The organism is Paraburkholderia caffeinilytica (assembly GCF_003368325.1).
GTDB lineage: Bacteria > Pseudomonadota > Gammaproteobacteria > Burkholderiales > Burkholderiaceae > Paraburkholderia > Paraburkholderia caffeinilytica.
Genome location: NZ_CP031466.1, coordinates 19161 through 35271, shown reverse-complemented (window position 1 = coordinate 35271; position 16111 = coordinate 19161). Strand labels below are relative to the sequence as shown.

General features: G+C 63.2%; 15 protein-coding genes. 11 read left to right on the top strand and 4 right to left on the bottom strand.

Translation table 11 applies throughout. The annotated features are described in order from the left end of the window. The first annotated feature begins 1 nt into the window (after window position 1). From DSC91_RS00175 to DSC91_RS00165, 4 genes are all read left to right on the top strand, one after another. Window positions 2-238, top strand: coding sequence for a hypothetical protein (locus DSC91_RS00175; RefSeq protein WP_128576472.1), 237 nt, complete (start codon window positions 2-4; stop codon window positions 236-238). A gap of 147 nt (window positions 239-385) precedes the next feature. Beyond that, window positions 386-541 (top strand): hypothetical protein, encoded by a 156-nt coding sequence (locus tag DSC91_RS37790; RefSeq protein ID WP_165848098.1) that lies wholly within the window; start codon window positions 386-388, stop codon window positions 539-541. Between the two features lie 137 nt (window positions 542-678). Beyond that, window positions 679-1134, top strand: coding sequence for a CesT family type III secretion system chaperone (locus DSC91_RS00170; RefSeq protein ID WP_115776278.1), 456 nt, complete (start codon window positions 679-681; stop codon window positions 1132-1134). A gap of 24 nt (window positions 1135-1158) precedes the next feature. Continuing rightward, window positions 1159-1383 carry a hypothetical protein gene (locus DSC91_RS00165; RefSeq protein ID WP_115776277.1) on the top strand — a complete coding sequence of 75 codons (225 nt, stop codon included), beginning with the start codon at window positions 1159-1161 and terminating at the stop codon, window positions 1381-1383. A 98-nt stretch (window positions 1384-1481) separates the two neighbouring features. On the opposite strand, the gene DSC91_RS00160 is transcribed toward DSC91_RS00165, so the two are convergent. Continuing rightward, entirely contained in the window at window positions 1482-2354 is an 873-nt protein-coding gene (locus DSC91_RS00160) for a response regulator transcription factor (protein WP_162831292.1), read from the bottom strand. A gap of 476 nt (window positions 2355-2830) precedes the next feature. Continuing rightward, window positions 2831-3145, bottom strand: a complete 315-nt coding sequence (locus DSC91_RS00155) for a hypothetical protein (RefSeq protein WP_115776275.1) — start codon at window positions 3143-3145, stop codon at window positions 2831-2833. 375 nt (window positions 3146-3520) lie between these two features. Between DSC91_RS00155 and DSC91_RS00150 the strand changes: the two genes are divergently transcribed. Both DSC91_RS00150 and DSC91_RS00145 read left to right on the top strand, forming a co-directional pair. Further along, on the top strand, window positions 3521-4015 hold the full coding sequence (locus DSC91_RS00150) for a lytic transglycosylase domain-containing protein (protein WP_115776274.1): 495 nt from the start codon (window positions 3521-3523) through the stop codon (window positions 4013-4015). Window positions 4016-4269: 254 nt separating this feature from the next. Further along, the gene (locus DSC91_RS00145; protein WP_115776273.1) at window positions 4270-5097 is read left to right on the top strand and encodes a spermine/spermidine synthase domain-containing protein; all 828 of its coding nucleotides are present in this window, start codon (window positions 4270-4272) and stop codon (window positions 5095-5097) included. Here DSC91_RS00145 and DSC91_RS00140 read toward each other — a convergent pair. Continuing rightward, window positions 5094-5822 (bottom strand): response regulator transcription factor, encoded by a 729-nt coding sequence (locus DSC91_RS00140; protein WP_162831291.1) that lies wholly within the window; start codon window positions 5820-5822, stop codon window positions 5094-5096. The two genes, DSC91_RS00145 and DSC91_RS00140, sit on opposite strands and share 4 nt — an antisense overlap. A gap of 581 nt (window positions 5823-6403) precedes the next feature. Here DSC91_RS00140 and DSC91_RS00135 point away from each other — a divergent pair. Next, window positions 6404-7123 (top strand): TorF family putative porin, encoded by a 720-nt coding sequence (locus tag DSC91_RS00135; protein ID WP_162831290.1) that lies wholly within the window; start codon window positions 6404-6406, stop codon window positions 7121-7123. A 66-nt stretch (window positions 7124-7189) separates the two neighbouring features. Then, window positions 7190-8584: a S8 family peptidase gene (locus DSC91_RS00130; RefSeq protein WP_208645723.1), complete on the top strand. Its 1395-nt coding sequence runs from the start codon at window positions 7190-7192 to the stop codon at window positions 8582-8584. Window positions 8585-8977: 393 nt separating this feature from the next. Here the strand turns inward: DSC91_RS00130 and DSC91_RS00120 are convergent, their stop codons facing one another. Further along, window positions 8978-9910 (bottom strand): LysR family transcriptional regulator, encoded by a 933-nt coding sequence (locus DSC91_RS00120; RefSeq protein ID WP_115776269.1) that lies wholly within the window; start codon window positions 9908-9910, stop codon window positions 8978-8980. Between the two features lie 359 nt (window positions 9911-10269). Here DSC91_RS00120 and DSC91_RS00115 point away from each other — a divergent pair, with 359 nt between their 5' ends. Genes DSC91_RS00115 through DSC91_RS00105 form a run of 3 tightly spaced genes read left to right on the top strand, consistent with a single transcriptional unit; the run spans window position 10270 to window position 16059 of the window. Beyond that, window positions 10270-11040, top strand: a complete 771-nt coding sequence (locus DSC91_RS00115) for a putative hydro-lyase (protein WP_054036910.1) — start codon at window positions 10270-10272, stop codon at window positions 11038-11040. A gap of 32 nt (window positions 11041-11072) precedes the next feature. Then, a complete protein-coding gene (locus tag DSC91_RS00110) occupies window positions 11073-12380 on the top strand; it encodes an MFS transporter (RefSeq protein WP_115776268.1) in 1308 nt (435 codons plus the stop codon). A 31-nt stretch (window positions 12381-12411) separates the two neighbouring features. Then, window positions 12412-16059 carry a hydantoinase B/oxoprolinase family protein gene (locus tag DSC91_RS00105; RefSeq protein WP_115776267.1) on the top strand — a complete coding sequence of 1216 codons (3648 nt, stop codon included), beginning with the start codon at window positions 12412-12414 and terminating at the stop codon, window positions 16057-16059. Window positions 16060-16111: the final 52 nt, after the last annotated feature.

Here is a 16111-nt window from a genome sequence, read left to right as displayed (position 1 = left end):
CATGTACGAAGCGATGACCGACAAACTGATCGACGTACTCGACGACTTGCCGCAGGCAGTGGCGCAGACGCATCGTCACGGTGAAGTGCGGGAAGTGGCAGACGCACTCGATGCGATAGCCAACACCGTCGCCTCGCATTCAACGGAGGCGGCAAGCACGGAAGCTCAGGCAGGACGTGTGGTTGTCGATGGATTTCGCGCCGCGGCGCAGTTGTGCCGCGGCGCAATCGAGCAGTAACACTTGCACCGCGACACACACATGAGGTGTGCCGCGATGCAGGCAAACCGTGCGCAATCCGCAAGGGCCGCACATTTTCCCAGCGTTCCGCATGAAGCGGGACACTTTAGCGCAGTACCACTGTTCAATTCTTTTAGGAGATTCAACATGTCGAGCAAGATCCCGACCGACGCAGGCGCAACTGGCAGCTCCATCGCCGACATCTACAAGGCAATGGCTGAAGAAAACGAAATCAACAAGGCCAACACGACCGCGAAGCTTGCGACGATGGGCCCGAAGGCCGCGAAGGACATCGTAGGCTAAGCGCTCCGGCGCGCCATCCGGCCGCGCATGGTGCGCCGGTTGGGAACCGTCCGCGGTTCCCAACCGGTTTTTTTTTGCTCTGCCGCGTGGGCCATCCACCTACAGACCTGTGTTCGTGAAGCGATTCGGCGATAGCGATGAGTATCGAAAGACGTGATGAACTGATCCGCGAGATTTGCGAACTGCGCGACATGCCTGCGCCGGATGCCGTGCTGGAGCGCGGTGTGCTGGAGATCGACGGCTTCGACGCGGCGATCGACCATTTCGAGGAAGACCCCGACGCGCTGTACATGACGTTCCAGTTCGGCATCGTCACGGCGGGGCGCACGTTGCGCGTGTTTCGCCTGTTGCTGGAGGCGAATCTCGCCGTCTATGCGCAGGACCAGGCGCAACTCGGTTTGGAGGCGGATACCGGCGCGATCGTCCTGATCGCGCGCGTGGCGTTGAGCGAGGAAATCACAGGGCAGTGGATGCTCGAGCTGATCGAGCACTATGTCGAGCACGGGCGCTACTGGCGGGACAACATCTTCGTCGCTCGCGACGACATGTTCGAAAACCTCGCCCGTGGCGACTACGTATGGATCCGCGCATGAACCTTCTTTTTAATGGAGAATGAAATGACGCAAGTCAGCCATAGTCACAGCACGACCAGCAGTCCCTCGACCCACAAGACGGACGACAAGGACACGAAGAACAAGGACAAGAAAGACGACCAGGGAGGCAGCCCGGCCGATCTGGATGCGGCGATCCAGGCCTTCGGCACGCAGGTGATGATGCAGATCTTCCAGGATCAGCAGGAACGCCGGGCTGAGGCGCGCGAGGAGGACGAGGACGCCGCCTGAGCGCGTGAGCGCGGGCCGTTCGCGTCATGCGTCGTGACGCGATGGCCCGCCAGCGCCGGCCGCCTCGACGGGCGGGTCGCCACGCAAGCGGAGGGCTGCTACGCCAGCGTCACGACGAACTGCGCCGATGAATCGCAAGCGCGATCGGACAACGTACCGTCGCCACCGCGCCGCGTAGCGCCCTGCCCCAAACTCACCGGCGGCGTATCGAACCCCGCTCGCGCGTCGGCGTCGAAGCAGGACTGCGCCGCCTGAGCGACATCCAGCTTGTAGCCGAGCGCATACACGGTCTTGAGATTCAACTCGGCGGTGCGCGATAGCTGCAGTTTCTTGCGCAGCTTGTAGATGTGCTGCTCCAGCGTGCGCGCAGCGATCTGCTCCGTCGCACCCCAAACGCCGGCAGCGATCTGCGCGCGGCTAAGAAATTTTCCGGGGTTCGAAAAGAACATCCAGGCGATCGAGAACTCGCGCGCTGTCAGCGGAATCTCGACGCCGTCGATCGTCGCGAGACCGAGATCCCGCTGAAGCACGTAACGGCCGATCTGGATCTGATGCGTGACGGTATCGGAAAAGCGCCGCTGCAACGCCAGATGGACGCGAAAGCGGATCTGCTCGATGTCGAAGCGATTCACGACGTCGGTCGCCCCCGCGTCGATCCAGCGCAACAGTCCCGACCAGCTCGAATGGTGCGTCAGTACGATCACCGGCGTGCACACGTCGGCGTTGCAGTCGCGCCACGACAGCAACGCGCTGGTTGGCGTCGGATCGGTCCTGGCGTCGATCAGCACCAGGTCATAACGGTTCGCACGCATTGCGCGCAGCAAATCGAGTTCACTCGGGAACGGCTCGATGACGACTCCTTCTCCGGTAAAGGTTTCAGAAACAGTCCGTCGAAGCAGCCGGTCGTCGGTTGCAATGGCAAATAACAGGTTATTGTTCACCGCGGTTCGCATCCCCAAAAAGGCATCCACGCTTCTCGATTCCTGCCGTCACCCGTCCAGCGGAGACGGCGGCGTTTCCCCAAAGCACAACTTTTTGTCCCCTCGCCCGTCTGGTCGTCGTGGTTTTAGTCAATGGCTGTAGCGGCGTAATTCAAGACCCATTGCATTGCGCCATCAGCATTGATCGTATCGGGCGAGGTCTCTCTCTCCGTTAGTGCATCGGGAGCGCGCGGTGGATGCGTATTGCGTGGATATTTTCATGCGACGAGCCAGAATCCGGTTCGCGAGGCAAAGCATCTTCCGGCAACTCTCGTGAATTGCGCGCCATTCAACGCCATACAGTCGTGAACCAGCTTGCGCGGCGTCATGCGAAAAAATCACGGCCTGTAGAGCGACTGGAAGCATCGTGTCGCGTTTGCAACAGTTGCCTTACGACACGCGAGCCACGAATCCGCAATGACGGCTGCGCAATGATGGATTCCGCTGCTGATGCGCGGACACGCTTACTATTCCGGATTGCCAATCGAGTCCGTCCTGGAGACGCCGCTGTCCACAAGCAAATGGCGCCGCGTGAGCCAATCGATGTTGTGCCGGCCCGGCTCGCCTGCCGCACGTGGTTGCGGATTCGCGGCGCGTGGCGGCATGGATGTCTTCCCGCCTGCTGCCGCGGCATTTGCCGGACGCTGCGGCAGCAATAGCGCACCGGGCGCGGTCAGGCTACGCGCAACCGGCCTCGGATTGACGCCTGCGGTCGGCGGCGCGGCCGTGTCTGCGCTGGAACGGGTCGCGGGGAAGAAACGCGAAAGGCGGTTGATCGTCATAAACCCTCGCAATGGAGCGTCGTCTGTTGAAGCGGCGTAGTACGGCCCCGCCGCGTAGCCGCACGCTGGCGGTGACGGTTCGGCGGAGGCGCTCGATGCCGTATTGGACGATTCGCAAGGCGCCGCGTCGCAAGCGCCTTGCGAAAAGCTGAACCCTTGCGCGAATGAATGCCATGCGCGGCCTTCATCATCGCTCCTCGCAACGTCCTTTATGGCGGCGCAAATTCTGGGACATACATAGGGCCCGCGCGCCTCGCGCAACATGGTTCGCACGCGACCTCATGTTTTCGCGCCGTCGCTTCGAAATCCAGATGGAGGGCGATCACAATCGCGCCGTTCACCGGTACGCACCAGCACACATTCGAAGAGACCGTCATGCACCACGCCATCCGTCATCGTCCGCCGCTTACGCGCCGCGCGCTGATCGCAATCGCCGTCGACCTTGCGCTCGCGCTCGCCGCGCAGCCCGCATGGGCCGACTGCTTCGACGACGCAGGGGCGTACCAGCGCGTCAATCCAATGGTGCTGCGGGCGATCGCATGGCAGGAGTCGCATAACCGGCCCAACGCGACGCATCTGAACGCAAACGGCTCCCTCGACTACGGCGTCATGCAGATCAACTCCATTCACCTGCGCGACCTGGCGCGCTACCACATCGATCGCGATGCGCTGATGCAGCCGTGCAAGAACGTGTATATCGCGGCCTGGCATTTGCGCGGCAAGATGGACAAATACGGCAACACCTGGGCCGCGATTGGGGCCTACCATTCGGAGACCCCTGCCGAGCGGGACCTATACGCGCGCCACATCGCCGCGATCCTCGCGAGCTGGCATCAACTGCGGCAGCCGGAGCATGTCGCTCAAAAATGATTCCCCCGAACCGGCCGGCGCCGCAGGGCGACTAGCCGAAAAACGCAAGGTGGTGTTAGAAAACGAAAGCGATATCGATCCGCCTGGCGACGAACCGAATAGGTATGTTCCCCCCCCAGCTCGTGGCAGCGCAACCGGTGTAGAAAACGTTCGCCTAACGCCCCCTCGTTTCGGTGCCATGTCAACGCGTCCGATCGTGCTGCTTATGATGAACACCCAAGCAGTGCGCCCCTGACATTTCTATCGCGAACGACATGCTCAAACACGACAACCTGCAAGATGTTGACGCCAGTCACGAAGGACGCTGCCCGCCGCTCACTTTTTCCAAGCGGGACGGGCTGCTGTACATGCACAACGGCGACGAGTGGGATTCGACGTTCGGGTGTATGGTGCTCGATCATCCAACGTTTCTCTGGATGGAGTATGCGCAAAAGATGATGTCGTGGATGCTCTTCGCCGAACGCTTCTATGAAAAGCCGCGCCTCATCGTGCAACTGGGACTGGGCGCCGGAGCGTTGACCCGCTTCTGTCACGCCCGCTTTCCGCTCGCGCGTGTCGAAGTCGTCGACATCAACCCCGCGGTCATCGACGCGTGCCGCGAGATGTTCTGCATGCCGCCCGAGGGCGAGCGCCTCGCTCTCATCGAAGCGGACGCGATGGACTATGTCAGCGCGCAAGAGCACCGGGCATCGATCGACATCTTGCAGGTGGACCTTTATCTAAGCGAACACGATGGGCCGGTGGGGCAAGGCAGCGCATTCTACCGGGCCTGTTTCGACAGCCTCGCGACGGACGGCATGATGACGATCAACATCTTCGGCCCGGACCTGGCGGCGGTGACGCGGCAGAACCTGCAATGGCTGTCCGAGCTATTCGATGCGGTTCTGCGGTTGCCGTGCGAGGACAACAACATTCTCATCTGCTTCAAGCGTGCGCCGGCGATCGATATGCAGCAACTGAAAGTGAAAGCGGCCGCGCTCGAGTCGCTTACTGGAATCCCCGCGTCTTCGTGGGTGTTTTTTCGTCGCGACGGCGAAGCGCTGGATCGCGAGAAGGCCCTGGAACTCGAGGCAGTGGTCTAGGCGAATTGCTCAACGCACGCCAGCGCGTTGCCTGCTTCGCCAATCGACGCAACGCTATCCAGCTTGTAGCCAAGCGCATAAACGGTTTTCAGATTCAGGCCGTTTCCGGGCGACAAACGCAGCTTCTTGCGCAGCTTGTAGATGTGTTGCTCGATGGAGCGCGCGGCCACGTCCTCGCATGAGCCCCACACGCCGCCAGCGATCTGCGCGCGGGTCACGAACTTGCCTGGATTCGAAAAGAACAGCCACGCCATCGTGAATTCGCGCGGCGTGAGCGGAATCTCGACGCCGTCGAGGGTCAGCACGCCGAGATCTCTTCTCAACACATAGCCGCCCAGCGTGACGGTGTCCGCACCCGCCCGATGATTTTCACGCTGAAGCACAACATGCGCGCGCAGACGCACCTGCTCCAGATCGAAGCGATACGCCACGTCCGTGGCGCCCGCGTTGATCCACCCGAGCATGGCGGTCCAGTCCGGAAACGGCGTGAGAACGATCGCGGGCGTGCACGCAGCCGCGTTGCAATGGCGCCACGACAGCAACGAATCGAGCAGTAATGATCCGTTCTTCGCGTCGATCAACACGAGGTCGTACGTGGAGGCGCGCATTGCACGCACGAGCGGCAACTCGCCGTCAAACGATTCGACGGCAATCGAATCACCGGCAAGACAGCCGGCCAGATCGCGGGTCAATATGGGGTCCTCGGTCACTAGAGCGAATCGCATGTCTTCTCCTGGTCGGCCTGATGTCAATGAATCGTTCATACGGACGGGTTGGATCGTTCTCGGTCCCGGTTCCGGTAAGTGCCTCCGGGAGCGAAACCGGATGCGCTGCCGCGCCGGCGGTCCGGCGTCTTGCCCACGCGCCCCGTCGCGTGGCGGGCATGCGCATATCGCTGAACCCTCGCAGCCACGGCGCATCGCGGCGCACGCGTCGGCACACCCCTACAAAGCGGTCAGGATGCACTGACATGAGAATCCGTGCATCCTGACCAGGCTTCTATTGCTCGCGTCGACATGGTTGCGGCGCTCGTATCGTGCATCGTGGCTTGCCGACAAATTTCTTCGGTCGTTCGCAACTCCGCTCACGGTCGACGTCACTTACGGTCATATTTCCAATTTCACTCCGGCAGATCGCGAGCAAATTTGTCCGTTCACGTTTATCGGTTAGGATTGGCACGATCCTGGCAGCGGCGCGGCGCCGCGCCGGGTCGTTCAGATGGCTTGACCACGGTCACAGTCCCCGATCTACCGGAACGTGAACGAACAATATGGAGTTGCAGCGTCCTTCGTCCCCGCGTTGCCGCGTGGCAGCCTGCTTGCCCGGCATGCTTCGATGCTGCACTGCGCTCGTCACGCTTGCAGTTTTATCCGCACCCGCCACTGCCACAAGCGACGACTGGCAGTTCGAGGCGGGCATCACCACCAACAAGGTCACCCGCGGCATGGACATCGGAAACGGGCAGCCGTCGGTCAGTGCGGGGGCCAACTGGTATCCGGGCAACGGCTTCTTTGCGGGCGCGTCCGTGGCGTCACTCCGGTCCGCTCGCAGCCCGACCAACGGCGCGGAAGCCGTCGCCAACGGTGGATACGGTTGGCGATTGGCCGGCGACTGGAGCGCCCAGGCCATGCTTTCGCACTACCAGTTCCTACAGGGATCGCAGTCCTCGCGCCTCAACTACGACGAACTGGTGCTAACCGCCGGCTGGCGCGACTCTGTGTTCGCCTCGGTCGCGCTCTCGCCGGACACCGGCTTTGGGCCGACGCCGATTTCGCGCGCTGTCTCATATGACCTGGTGGGTCGCCTGCCGCTCGTGCACGGGTGGACCGCGACGGCCGGCATCGGCTACTACGATCTGCACTCGGTGATCGACCTTGGGTACGTCTACGGCAACGTCGGGCTGACTTATCAGTTTCGCGCGTGGCAATTTGACGTGTCGTACATCGCGACGAACAATGAAGCCAAGACGAAGCTTGGGCCGGGCGCGAGCAATCGCTGGATCGCCGATGTCATCTGGCATTTCTGAGCGGCGGCGTAACTTTTCACCCGGCAACGCGCACCTACGGCTATTTACATCATGAATCGAGTTGCCATGACGCCCAAGGACCGCTATGTCCCGCATTTTCCGTTCGGCGCGGGTTCGGCAGTGAACCGCGGCGTCAGTGGCACATGGGCCGCCATGGTGCGGCGCGCGTGCCTTTGCTGGCTGTCCCTGTGCGCCGCCTTCGCGGTGTCCGCGTGCGCGCTCGTGCCCGCGACGCCCGACCCCGCTGTCGCGACGCAGCAGATGAAAGCGCGTCCCGAGCGAATGATCGTGCTGGCTGTCGCCAATCCTCCGGAAACGCTCATGCTGCGAGCCGGCTCGACTGCCGCCGGCTACGGCGCTGCTGGCGGCTATTCGCCGGGCGGCAGCGCGCGGGCTCAGGTCGCTGCGCTCGCGCGGCAATACGGCTTGCACGAGGTGTCGGCGTGGCCGATCCCGTCGCTGAAGGTGCATTGCGCGATGCTGGAGATCGCCGACGGCGCGCGGCGCGATGAAGTGCTCGCGCGGCTCGCTGCCGATCCTCGCGTGCGTCTCGCGCAGCCGTTACAGACCTTCGATCTGCTCGGCGAGGCGCCGCATGGCAGCGGCTATACCGACTTGCAGCAGGGTTTTCGCGAGATCGGCGCGGACGCTGCGCAAAAGGTCACACGCGGCGATTCGGTGCGCGTCGCGGTGATCGACACCGGCGTCGACACCACCCACCCCGATCTGCACGGCCGCATTGCCGGGACCCGCAATTTCGTCGACGAGGACTGGCAGCAATTCAATCGCGACCAGCACGGCACCGCGGTCGCGGGCGTCATCGCGGCGGATCGCGCCGGCGGCCCGGACGGCAGCGCCGGCATCGAAGGCGTCGCGCCGCACGCGAAAGTGATCGCGGTCAAGGCCTGCTGGCAAGCGGACAATCGCAGCGGGACTTCGCGGTGCAATTCGTTCACACTCGCCGAAGCGATCCAGTCGGCGCTCGAGGCGCACGCACAGATCATCAACCTGAGTCTGGGCGGGCCGGCGGACCCGCTGCTGAGTCAACTGATCGAACTGTCGGTGAAAAAAGGTGTGATCGTGGTCGGGGCCGTTCTGCCGGACGGCGACCTCAAGGCGTTTCCGGTCGGCGTGAGGAGCGTGATCGCCGTCGATTCGGCTCACGCTGCGGGCAGTGCGCCAGCCGATGCAGGCTCGAACGTGCTGTATGCGCCGGGCCGTGACATCCTGACGCTCACGCCGGGCGGACATTACGACTTCGTGTCGGGCTCGTCGTTCGCGGCGGCGAACGTGACAGGCACCATTGCGTTGCTGCTCGGGTTGCAACCGAATCTCGACGCACATTCGATCGAGGTGCTGCTCGACCAGACAAGCGGCCCGAGCCGGCAGCATGGCCGCGTCATCAATGCGTGCCGCGCGATTGCCGCGCTTCATCACCCGTGCGTCGAGGTGGCCCGTTGAACGGGACCGCCGCAATGCAGCGATGAACTACCCTCGCGCAGGCGCTCTTGACGCAATCGATCCGAGCGCAAACGTTCTGAGCGCAGCTGTTCCTCCCTGCGACGTTCGGCGCGCACATCGTCGTCGTGGGTGCTGACTTGCAGCAAGCTCCTGCGGTCGTCAGCCGTTGCACAAGGTTGCGATAACGCATTCGCAGATGCGAGCCGCAGTGCGCAGGCAACGCCAGCGGTCAGGTTGAATGAACGCGGCAGCAACATTCCGAATCCCCCTCGCGATTGAAAAAAGCCATCCATCGTACTGATGGCCCGTCCGAGCCGCGCCCATAGCGAACCAGGTTGGCGCGAGACGAACCGTTTTTTCACCGCACGAAATCAATCTGCCACGCTGTCTCAGTCAAAGCGCCTCGACCAGATCCTTGCGCCGCGTCTGGCAATACGCCGAGCACGCAAGCTGCGCCGCATTCGCGGCAGCGTGAATCATCGGGCTCGCGTTCACCGGCTTGCAAATCGACACGATGATCGGTGGGGGCACGGGTTTGAGCGGCAACTCGATGAATTCACCACTTTGCAATGTCTCCGCGACGAACAGGCCGGGAATGGCGGCGACGCCATAGCCGTCGCGAACCAGTTGAACGATCGCGGCCACCGAGGGCGAACAGGTGATGCGCGTTTGCCCGGCCGGCATGCCGAGTTGCTGCGCGAGCGCATGAACGATGCTCTCGAGCGCGACTTGCGGCGCCGTGCCGCGCCCGAAGGTCAGAACCGGACGCTCCAGCACGCGCAGCGCGAGCCCTTCGGCGCGCCTGGACAACAAGCCCCGTTTCGCGATCCACCGAACCGGATAACTGGCGATCGCGCTGGAGACAATCTTCGTACTGTCGATGCCCTCGACCCGTATTACGAGGTCGAGCTCGCCGCTCAGCAGACGCCGTTGCAACACCGAACTCGAATCGACGGTCAGGTCCACTTCGAGCCGTGGAAAGCTCGCGTTCAGCTGGGTGACGTAGTGCGCGAGCCAGCTGTGCACTACGGTCTCGATGACGCCCAGGCGCAGCTTGCCGCCAACCACGATTTCCTGGCCCGCGGCCTCCCGCAATGTGCGCGTGGCATTGACGACGTTCTTCGCGGGCCCGAGCAGATTCTGGCCCGACGGTGTCAGCCGGAAGCTCGTTGTCGAGCGGTCGACGAGTTCCGTCTTGAGTTCGTCCTCCAGTGAGCGGATACGCAGCGAGATCGTGGCCGGTGTCGCGTGCAGCACACGCGCCGTCGCCCGAAAGCTTTCGAGCTGGGCAAGCGTCACGAAGGTTTCGAGAAAGCGCGTGTTCATAGGTTATGCCTGAAGACTGGGGCGGATTCCTTCATTGTTTCTGTTCGTAGTATGCCTTAACAAAAAGCTCCATTTATACGAAACGGAGTGCCTTTATGGCCGTTATGCCGAAACGACGCATGGTATTCGCCATGCATGAACGCAGCTTTGCCACGCCCCCCCTGTAAGGCCTGTCGGCAAAGGTTTTCAAGCCACCGACCACGCGCTCCTCCCGATGTGCACCCAACGACCGGCTACGTAAAAACCCGCACAAGACCGTTAAGAAAACCTGAACGCCAGCGGCACGAATAACTCGCTGGCGCAGCTATTTTGTTGGCCCTAATCTGCACGCCATCGCACTCACGAACGGAATCGCCGTCATGCCGCACACCTTTCGCCAGCAAGTTCGCAGCAAGACATTCTCGGGGCCTACGGCCGGCTATTGCGGCGACTTCGCGCAGGCCAACCTCGCCATTCTGCCGAGCGCCTACGCCGAGGATTTCATGCGCTTCTGCCTGCGCAATCCGAAAGCCTGCCCGCTGCTCGGCGTCGGCGAACCGGGACAATTCGATCTGCCGGTGCTGGGTCGCGACCTCGATATCCGCACCGACGTGCCCGGCTACAACGTCTATCGCGACGGCGTGCTGTGCGAGCAGCCTTCCGATATCCGCGAGGTTTGGCGCGACGATCTGGTCGTGTTCGCGATCGGCTGCTCGTTCTCGTTCGAACAGATGCTCGCGCGCGAACGCATTCCGCTGCGCCACGTCGACGAAGGTGTGAACGTGCCGATGTACCGCACCCACATTGCGAACCAGGCGGCGGGACGGTTCGGCGGCCAGCTCGTCGTCTCCATGCGGCCGATGAGCGGCCCCCATGCGATCCGTGCCGTGCAGGTCACGAGCCGGTTTCCCGCGGTGCATGGCGCGCCGGTGCACATCGGCAATCCGGCGGTACTTGGCATCGAAGATCTGTCGAGCCCGGATTTCGGCGATCCGGTATCGATCCATGAACACGAACTGCCGGTTTTCTGGGCCTGCGGCGTGACGCCTCAAAGCGCCATTGAAAGCGCGCGGCTGCCGTTCGCGATCGCGCATCGGCCTGGCCACATGCTGGTCACCGACATCCCCAACGCATCGCTCGCGGTGTTCTGACGCCCGGATTGGCCGCATCACAGGAGAAACACATGAATACGGAAGCGCAATACGCAGGCACGCCCGTCGACGACGCAATGGCGGACACCACCGCGAGCCGCGGCATGTTCGGCTGGTACCGGCACACCAACGCGAGCGAGCGGCGGGCATTCTGGAGCTGCAAGGTCGGCTATGCGCTCGATGCGATGGACACGCAATTCCTTAGCTTCGTGATTCCGACGCTGATCGCCACGTGGAGTCTCAGCAGGGGCGAAGCCGGCCTGATCGGCACGGTCACACTACTGACCTCCGCGCTCGGCGGCTGGGTCGCAGGCATTCTTTCCGACCGCATCGGCCGGGTGAAGACGCTGCAGATCACCATCGTCTGGTTCGCCTTTTTCACGCTGCTCTGCGCGTTCGCGCAGAACTACAGCCAGCTTCTGATCGCGCGCGGTTTGATGGGTTTCGGCTTCGGCGGTGAATGGACCGCGGGCGCGGTGCTGATCGGCGAGGTAATCCGGCCGCGCGATCGCGGCAAGGCGGTCGGCATGGTGCAGGCGGGCTGGGCGATCGGCTGGGCGGCGTCGGCGGGACTCTATACGCTGGTGTTTTCGCTGCTGCCCGGCGATATCGCATGGCGCGCATTGTTCGCGCTCGGCGTGTTGCCCGCGCCGTTCGTGATCTTCATTCGCCGTTTCGTCGAGGAACCGGAAGTTCATCTGCAACAAAAGCAGCGTGACGCCGAAGCCGGCAACACGAGTTCGTTCTTCGAGATCTTCGGCCCCGGCGTCTGGCTGACGACGCTGCGCACCGCGATCCTCGCCACGGGCACGCAAGGCGGCTATTACGCGATCACCACCTGGCTGCCGACGTACCTCAAGACCGAACAGCACCTGAGCGTGGTCGGCACGGGCGGCTATCTCGCGGTCATCATCGCCGGCTCGTATGCGGGCTACCTGTGCGGCGCCTTTCTCAGCGACCGCTTTGGCCGCAAGCTCAATTTCATCGCGTTCTCGATTGCCTCGATGGCGATCGCTCTCGTCTATACCCGCGTGCCGATGAGCAACGCGCTGCTGCTCGTGCTCGGCTTCCCGCTCGGCTTCTTCGCCTCGGGCATCTTCGCCGGGATGGGCGCGTTCATGACCGAACTCTTCCCCACGCGGATTCGCGGCTCGGGCCAGGGCTTCTGCTACAACTTCGGCCGCGCCGTCGGCGCGACCTTCCCGTTTCTGATCGGTTTCGTCGCGCAAAAAATGACGCTCGGCGTCGCGATCGGCACCTTCGCCGCGGCCGCCTACGGCGTCGTGATTCTCGCGGCGCTGACGCTGCCTGAAACGCGCGGCGCGCAACTCGAATCGTGAGCACCCCATCATTCACCGGAGATATCTTCTGATGACACATCAAGCCGACACTCAGCTACCGCGTGATCGCCGCTGGCAATTCTGGATCGACCGCGGAGGCACGTTCACCGACGTCGTCGCGCGCCGCCCCGATGGGCAGATCGTCACGCACAAGGTGCTGTCGGAGAATCCCGAGCGATATCGCGATTCGGCGGTGCAAGGCATTCGCGACCTGCTGGGCGTCGCGGCCCACGAGCCCGTGCCGGCACATCTGATCGATAGCGTACGGATGGGCACGACGGTCGCCACCAACGCACTGCTCGAACGCAAGGGCGCGCCTACCGTGCTCGCGATTACCAGGGGCTTTGCAGACGCGCTGCGGATCGCCTACCAAAGCCGTCCGAAGCTGTTCGTGCGCAACATCGAGTTGCCAACGCTGCTGTACGAGCGCGTGGTGGAAATCGACGAGCGGATCGGCGCGCATGGCGAAGTGGTGCGCGAACTCGATACGAGGCAGGCGCAGGCTGCGTTGCGACAGGCCTACGAAAATGGAATCCGTTCATGCGCAATCGTGCTGATGCACGGTTACCGGTACGCCGAACATGAACGCAGGCTCAAGGAAATCGCGCAGGACATCGGCTATACGCAGATCTCGGTGAGTCATGAAGTCAGCCCGCTGATGAAGCTGGTCTCGCGCGGCGACACGACCGTCGTCGACGCGTATCTCTCGCCGATTCTGCGCCACTACGTTCAGCAAGTCGAAGGCGATCTGGGCGCTGTTCCGTTGCAGTTCATGCAGAGCAATGGCGGCCTCACCGACGCGCATCGCTTCCAGGGCAAGGACGCGATCCTGTCCGGCCCCGCAGGCGGCATCGTGGGAGCGGCGCAGGTGTCGAAGCTCGCGGGCTTCGAATCGATCATCGGCTTCGACATGGGCGGCACATCGACCGATGTGACGCACTACGCGGGCGAGTACGAACGCGAGTTCGCCACGGAAGTGGCGGGCGTTCGCATCCGCGCGCCGATGATGAAAATCCATACCGTTGCGGCTGGCGGCGGGTCGATCTGCAGTTTCGACGGCGCGCGCTTGCGCGTGGGCCCCGAGAGCGCGGCGGCGAATCCCGGTCCAGCGTCGTATCGGCGCGGCGGCCCGCTGACCGTCACCGACTGCAACGTGATGACCGGCAAGATCAGCGCGCAGTGGTTTCCCCACGTGTTTGGACCTGAAGGCAACCTGCCGCTGGATGCCGCCGTCGTACAGCACAAGTTCGTGGAAGTTGCGGCGCAGGTTGAGGATGCGACGGGCTTCGCGCGCTCACCGGCCGAAATCGCCGAGGGCTTTCTGAAGATTGCCGTTGAGAACATGGCGAATGCGATCAAGCAGATCTCAGTGCAGCGCGGCTACGACGTGACGAAGTACACGCTCGCGTGCTTCGGCGGCGCAGGCGGTCAGCATGCGTGCCTCGTCGCGGATGCGCTCGGCATGACGCGTGTGTTCATCCATCCGCTCGCAGGCGTGTTGTCGGCCTACGGCATGGGTCTCGCTGACGTGCGCGCACTGCGCCAACTGGCAGTCGAAACGCGCCTCGACGCGGCATCGCTCGCCGCCTGCGAGGAAACGTTCGCTTCGCTGGGCGCCGCGGCGGAAAGCGAAGTCGCCGAGCAGCGCATCGCAAGGGACCGCATCACGCTGCGCCGCACGCTCCACGTCAAATACGACGGTACCGACACTGCACTGGAGATCGAATTCAGCCGCGACGCGCCGGCCATTGTCGAGACGTTCGAGCGTTTGTACCGCGCCCGTTACGGGTTCCTGATGCCGAACAAGGCGCTGGTGATCGAAGCCGTTGCCGTGGAGGCGATCGGCCAGGCGCACGAGGTCGAGGACGAACATTGGCCCCTCGCCGAGAGTGCTTCCGCGAATCCTGAACCGCTCGCCATGACACATGTGTTTTCAGGCGGCGAGTGGCACGACACACCCGTGTTCGATCGCGATTCGCTGGCGCCCGGCGCGCGTATCGACGGACCAGCCATCGTCAGCGAAAAGACCGGAACGACCGTGATCGAACCGGGCTGGCAAGTCGAGGTCAGCCGGCACAATCACCTGGTGGTCAACCGCACGGGCGCGCTCGTGAACCGTCATGCGATCGGCACCGAAGCCGATCCGGTCTTGCTCGAAGTGTTCAACAACCTGTTCATGTCGATTGCCGAGCAGATGGGTGTGACGCTCGCGAACACGTCGTACTCGGTCAACATCAAGGAACGTCTCGACTTCTCGTGCGCGCTTTTCGACGCGGACGGCAACCTGATCGCCAACGCGCCGCACATGCCGGTCCACCTCGGCTCGATGGGCGAGAGCGTGCAGACCATCATCGAGCGACGTGGGGGCACCATGCAGTCTGGCGATGTCTACGTGCTCAACGCGCCGTATGGCGGCGGCACGCATCTGCCGGACGTGACGGTGGTCATGCCGGTCTTCGTCGAGGAGCACGCGGCGCCGACGTTCTATGTCGCGGCGCGCGGCCATCACGCGGATATCGGCGGCATTTCACCGGGTTCGATGCCACCTGACTCGACGCACGTCGATCAGGAAGGCGTCCTGCTCGATAACGTCCAACTTGTCGCGCAGGGCCGCTTCCTCGAAGACGAAATGCGCGAGTTGCTCGCCTCGGGTCGTTATCCGGTTCGAAACGTCGAACAGAACATTGCCGATTTGCGGGCGCAGATCGCCGCGTGCACGAAGGGCGCGCAGGAACTCGACCGCATGTGCAGGCAGTTTGGCCTCGACGTGGTGCAGGCGTACATGCAGCACGTGCAGGACAACGCCGAGGAGGTCGTGCGGCGCACGCTGTCGGTGCTCAGGGACGGACGCTTCGAATACGAGCTCGACGACGGGGCGAAGATCGTCGTCGCCGTGTCGATCGACCGCGAGGCGCGCTCGGCCGTTATCGACTTCGCCGGCACGAGCGAACAGCAACCGAATAACTACAACGCGCCCTCCGCCATCTGCAAGGCGGCCGTGCTGTACGTATTCCGCACGCTGGTCGACGATGACATTCCGCTCAACGCGGGTTGTCTGAAACCTCTGGACGTTCGCATTCCCGTGGGCTCGATGCTCAACCCGCGCTATCCGGCCGCGGTGGTCGCCGGTAACGTCGAGACGTCACAAGTCGTGACCGATGCGCTCTACGGCGCGCTTGGCGTCATGGCGGGCGCCCAGGGCACGATGAACAACTTCACGTTCGGCAACGATCACTACCAGTACTACGAGACCATCTGCGGTGGCGCCGGAGCCAGTGCGTCGTCGGCGGGTTGCAGCGCGGTGCAAACCCACATGACCAACTCGCGGCTCACCGATCCCGAAGTGCTCGAATGGCGCTTCCCGGTTCGCCTTGATGACTTCCGGGTGCGTCACGGCAGCGGCGGCGATGGGCAATGGCGAGGCGGCGACGGTACCGAACGGCGAGTCCGCTTCCTCGAACCGATGACCGCCGTGATTCTGTCGAACCGACGGCGGGTGGCGCCGTTCGGCATGGCTGGCGGATCGCCGGGCAAGCTCGGCGTCAACTGGGTCGAACGAGCGGGTTCGTCCGCGCAGGAAACCTTCGGCGCGCGTCACCAGGTACAGATGAATGCCGGCGATGTTTTCGTGATTCAGACGCCGGGTGGCGGTGGGTATGGAGTAGCGTCCGAGGTATGAGTTAAGCCGCCGGCCTGGCGGTGTGCCTCGTCATCCGCGGGTACGCGTACCG

What these genes read in the sequence shown, in the direction of transcription:
- DSC91_RS00170 (WP_115776278.1), top strand. Translation starts at nt 679, where the DNA reads ATGAGTATCGAAAGACGTGATGAACTGATCCGCGAGATTTGCGAACTG.
- DSC91_RS00140 (WP_162831291.1), bottom strand. Translation starts at nt 5,822, where the DNA reads ATGCGATTCGCTCTAGTGACCGAGGACCCCATATTGACCCGCGATCTG.
- DSC91_RS00130 (WP_208645723.1), top strand. Translation starts at nt 7,190, where the DNA reads ATGACGCCCAAGGACCGCTATGTCCCGCATTTTCCGTTCGGCGCGGGT.
- DSC91_RS00155 (WP_115776275.1), bottom strand. Translation starts at nt 3,145, where the DNA reads ATGACGATCAACCGCCTTTCGCGTTTCTTCCCCGCGACCCGTTCCAGC.
- DSC91_RS00145 (WP_115776273.1), top strand. Translation starts at nt 4,270, where the DNA reads ATGCTCAAACACGACAACCTGCAAGATGTTGACGCCAGTCACGAAGGA.
- DSC91_RS00175 (WP_128576472.1), top strand. Translation starts at nt 2, where the DNA reads ATGTACGAAGCGATGACCGACAAACTGATCGACGTACTCGACGACTTG.
- DSC91_RS00165 (WP_115776277.1), top strand. Translation starts at nt 1,159, where the DNA reads ATGACGCAAGTCAGCCATAGTCACAGCACGACCAGCAGTCCCTCGACC.
- DSC91_RS37790 (WP_165848098.1), top strand. Translation starts at nt 386, where the DNA reads ATGTCGAGCAAGATCCCGACCGACGCAGGCGCAACTGGCAGCTCCATC.
- DSC91_RS00105 (WP_115776267.1), top strand. Translation starts at nt 12,412, where the DNA reads ATGACACATCAAGCCGACACTCAGCTACCGCGTGATCGCCGCTGGCAA.
- DSC91_RS00115 (WP_054036910.1), top strand. Translation starts at nt 10,270, where the DNA reads ATGCCGCACACCTTTCGCCAGCAAGTTCGCAGCAAGACATTCTCGGGG.
- DSC91_RS00110 (WP_115776268.1), top strand. Translation starts at nt 11,073, where the DNA reads ATGAATACGGAAGCGCAATACGCAGGCACGCCCGTCGACGACGCAATG.
- DSC91_RS00150 (WP_115776274.1), top strand. Translation starts at nt 3,521, where the DNA reads ATGCACCACGCCATCCGTCATCGTCCGCCGCTTACGCGCCGCGCGCTG.
- DSC91_RS00120 (WP_115776269.1), bottom strand. Translation starts at nt 9,910, where the DNA reads ATGAACACGCGCTTTCTCGAAACCTTCGTGACGCTTGCCCAGCTCGAA.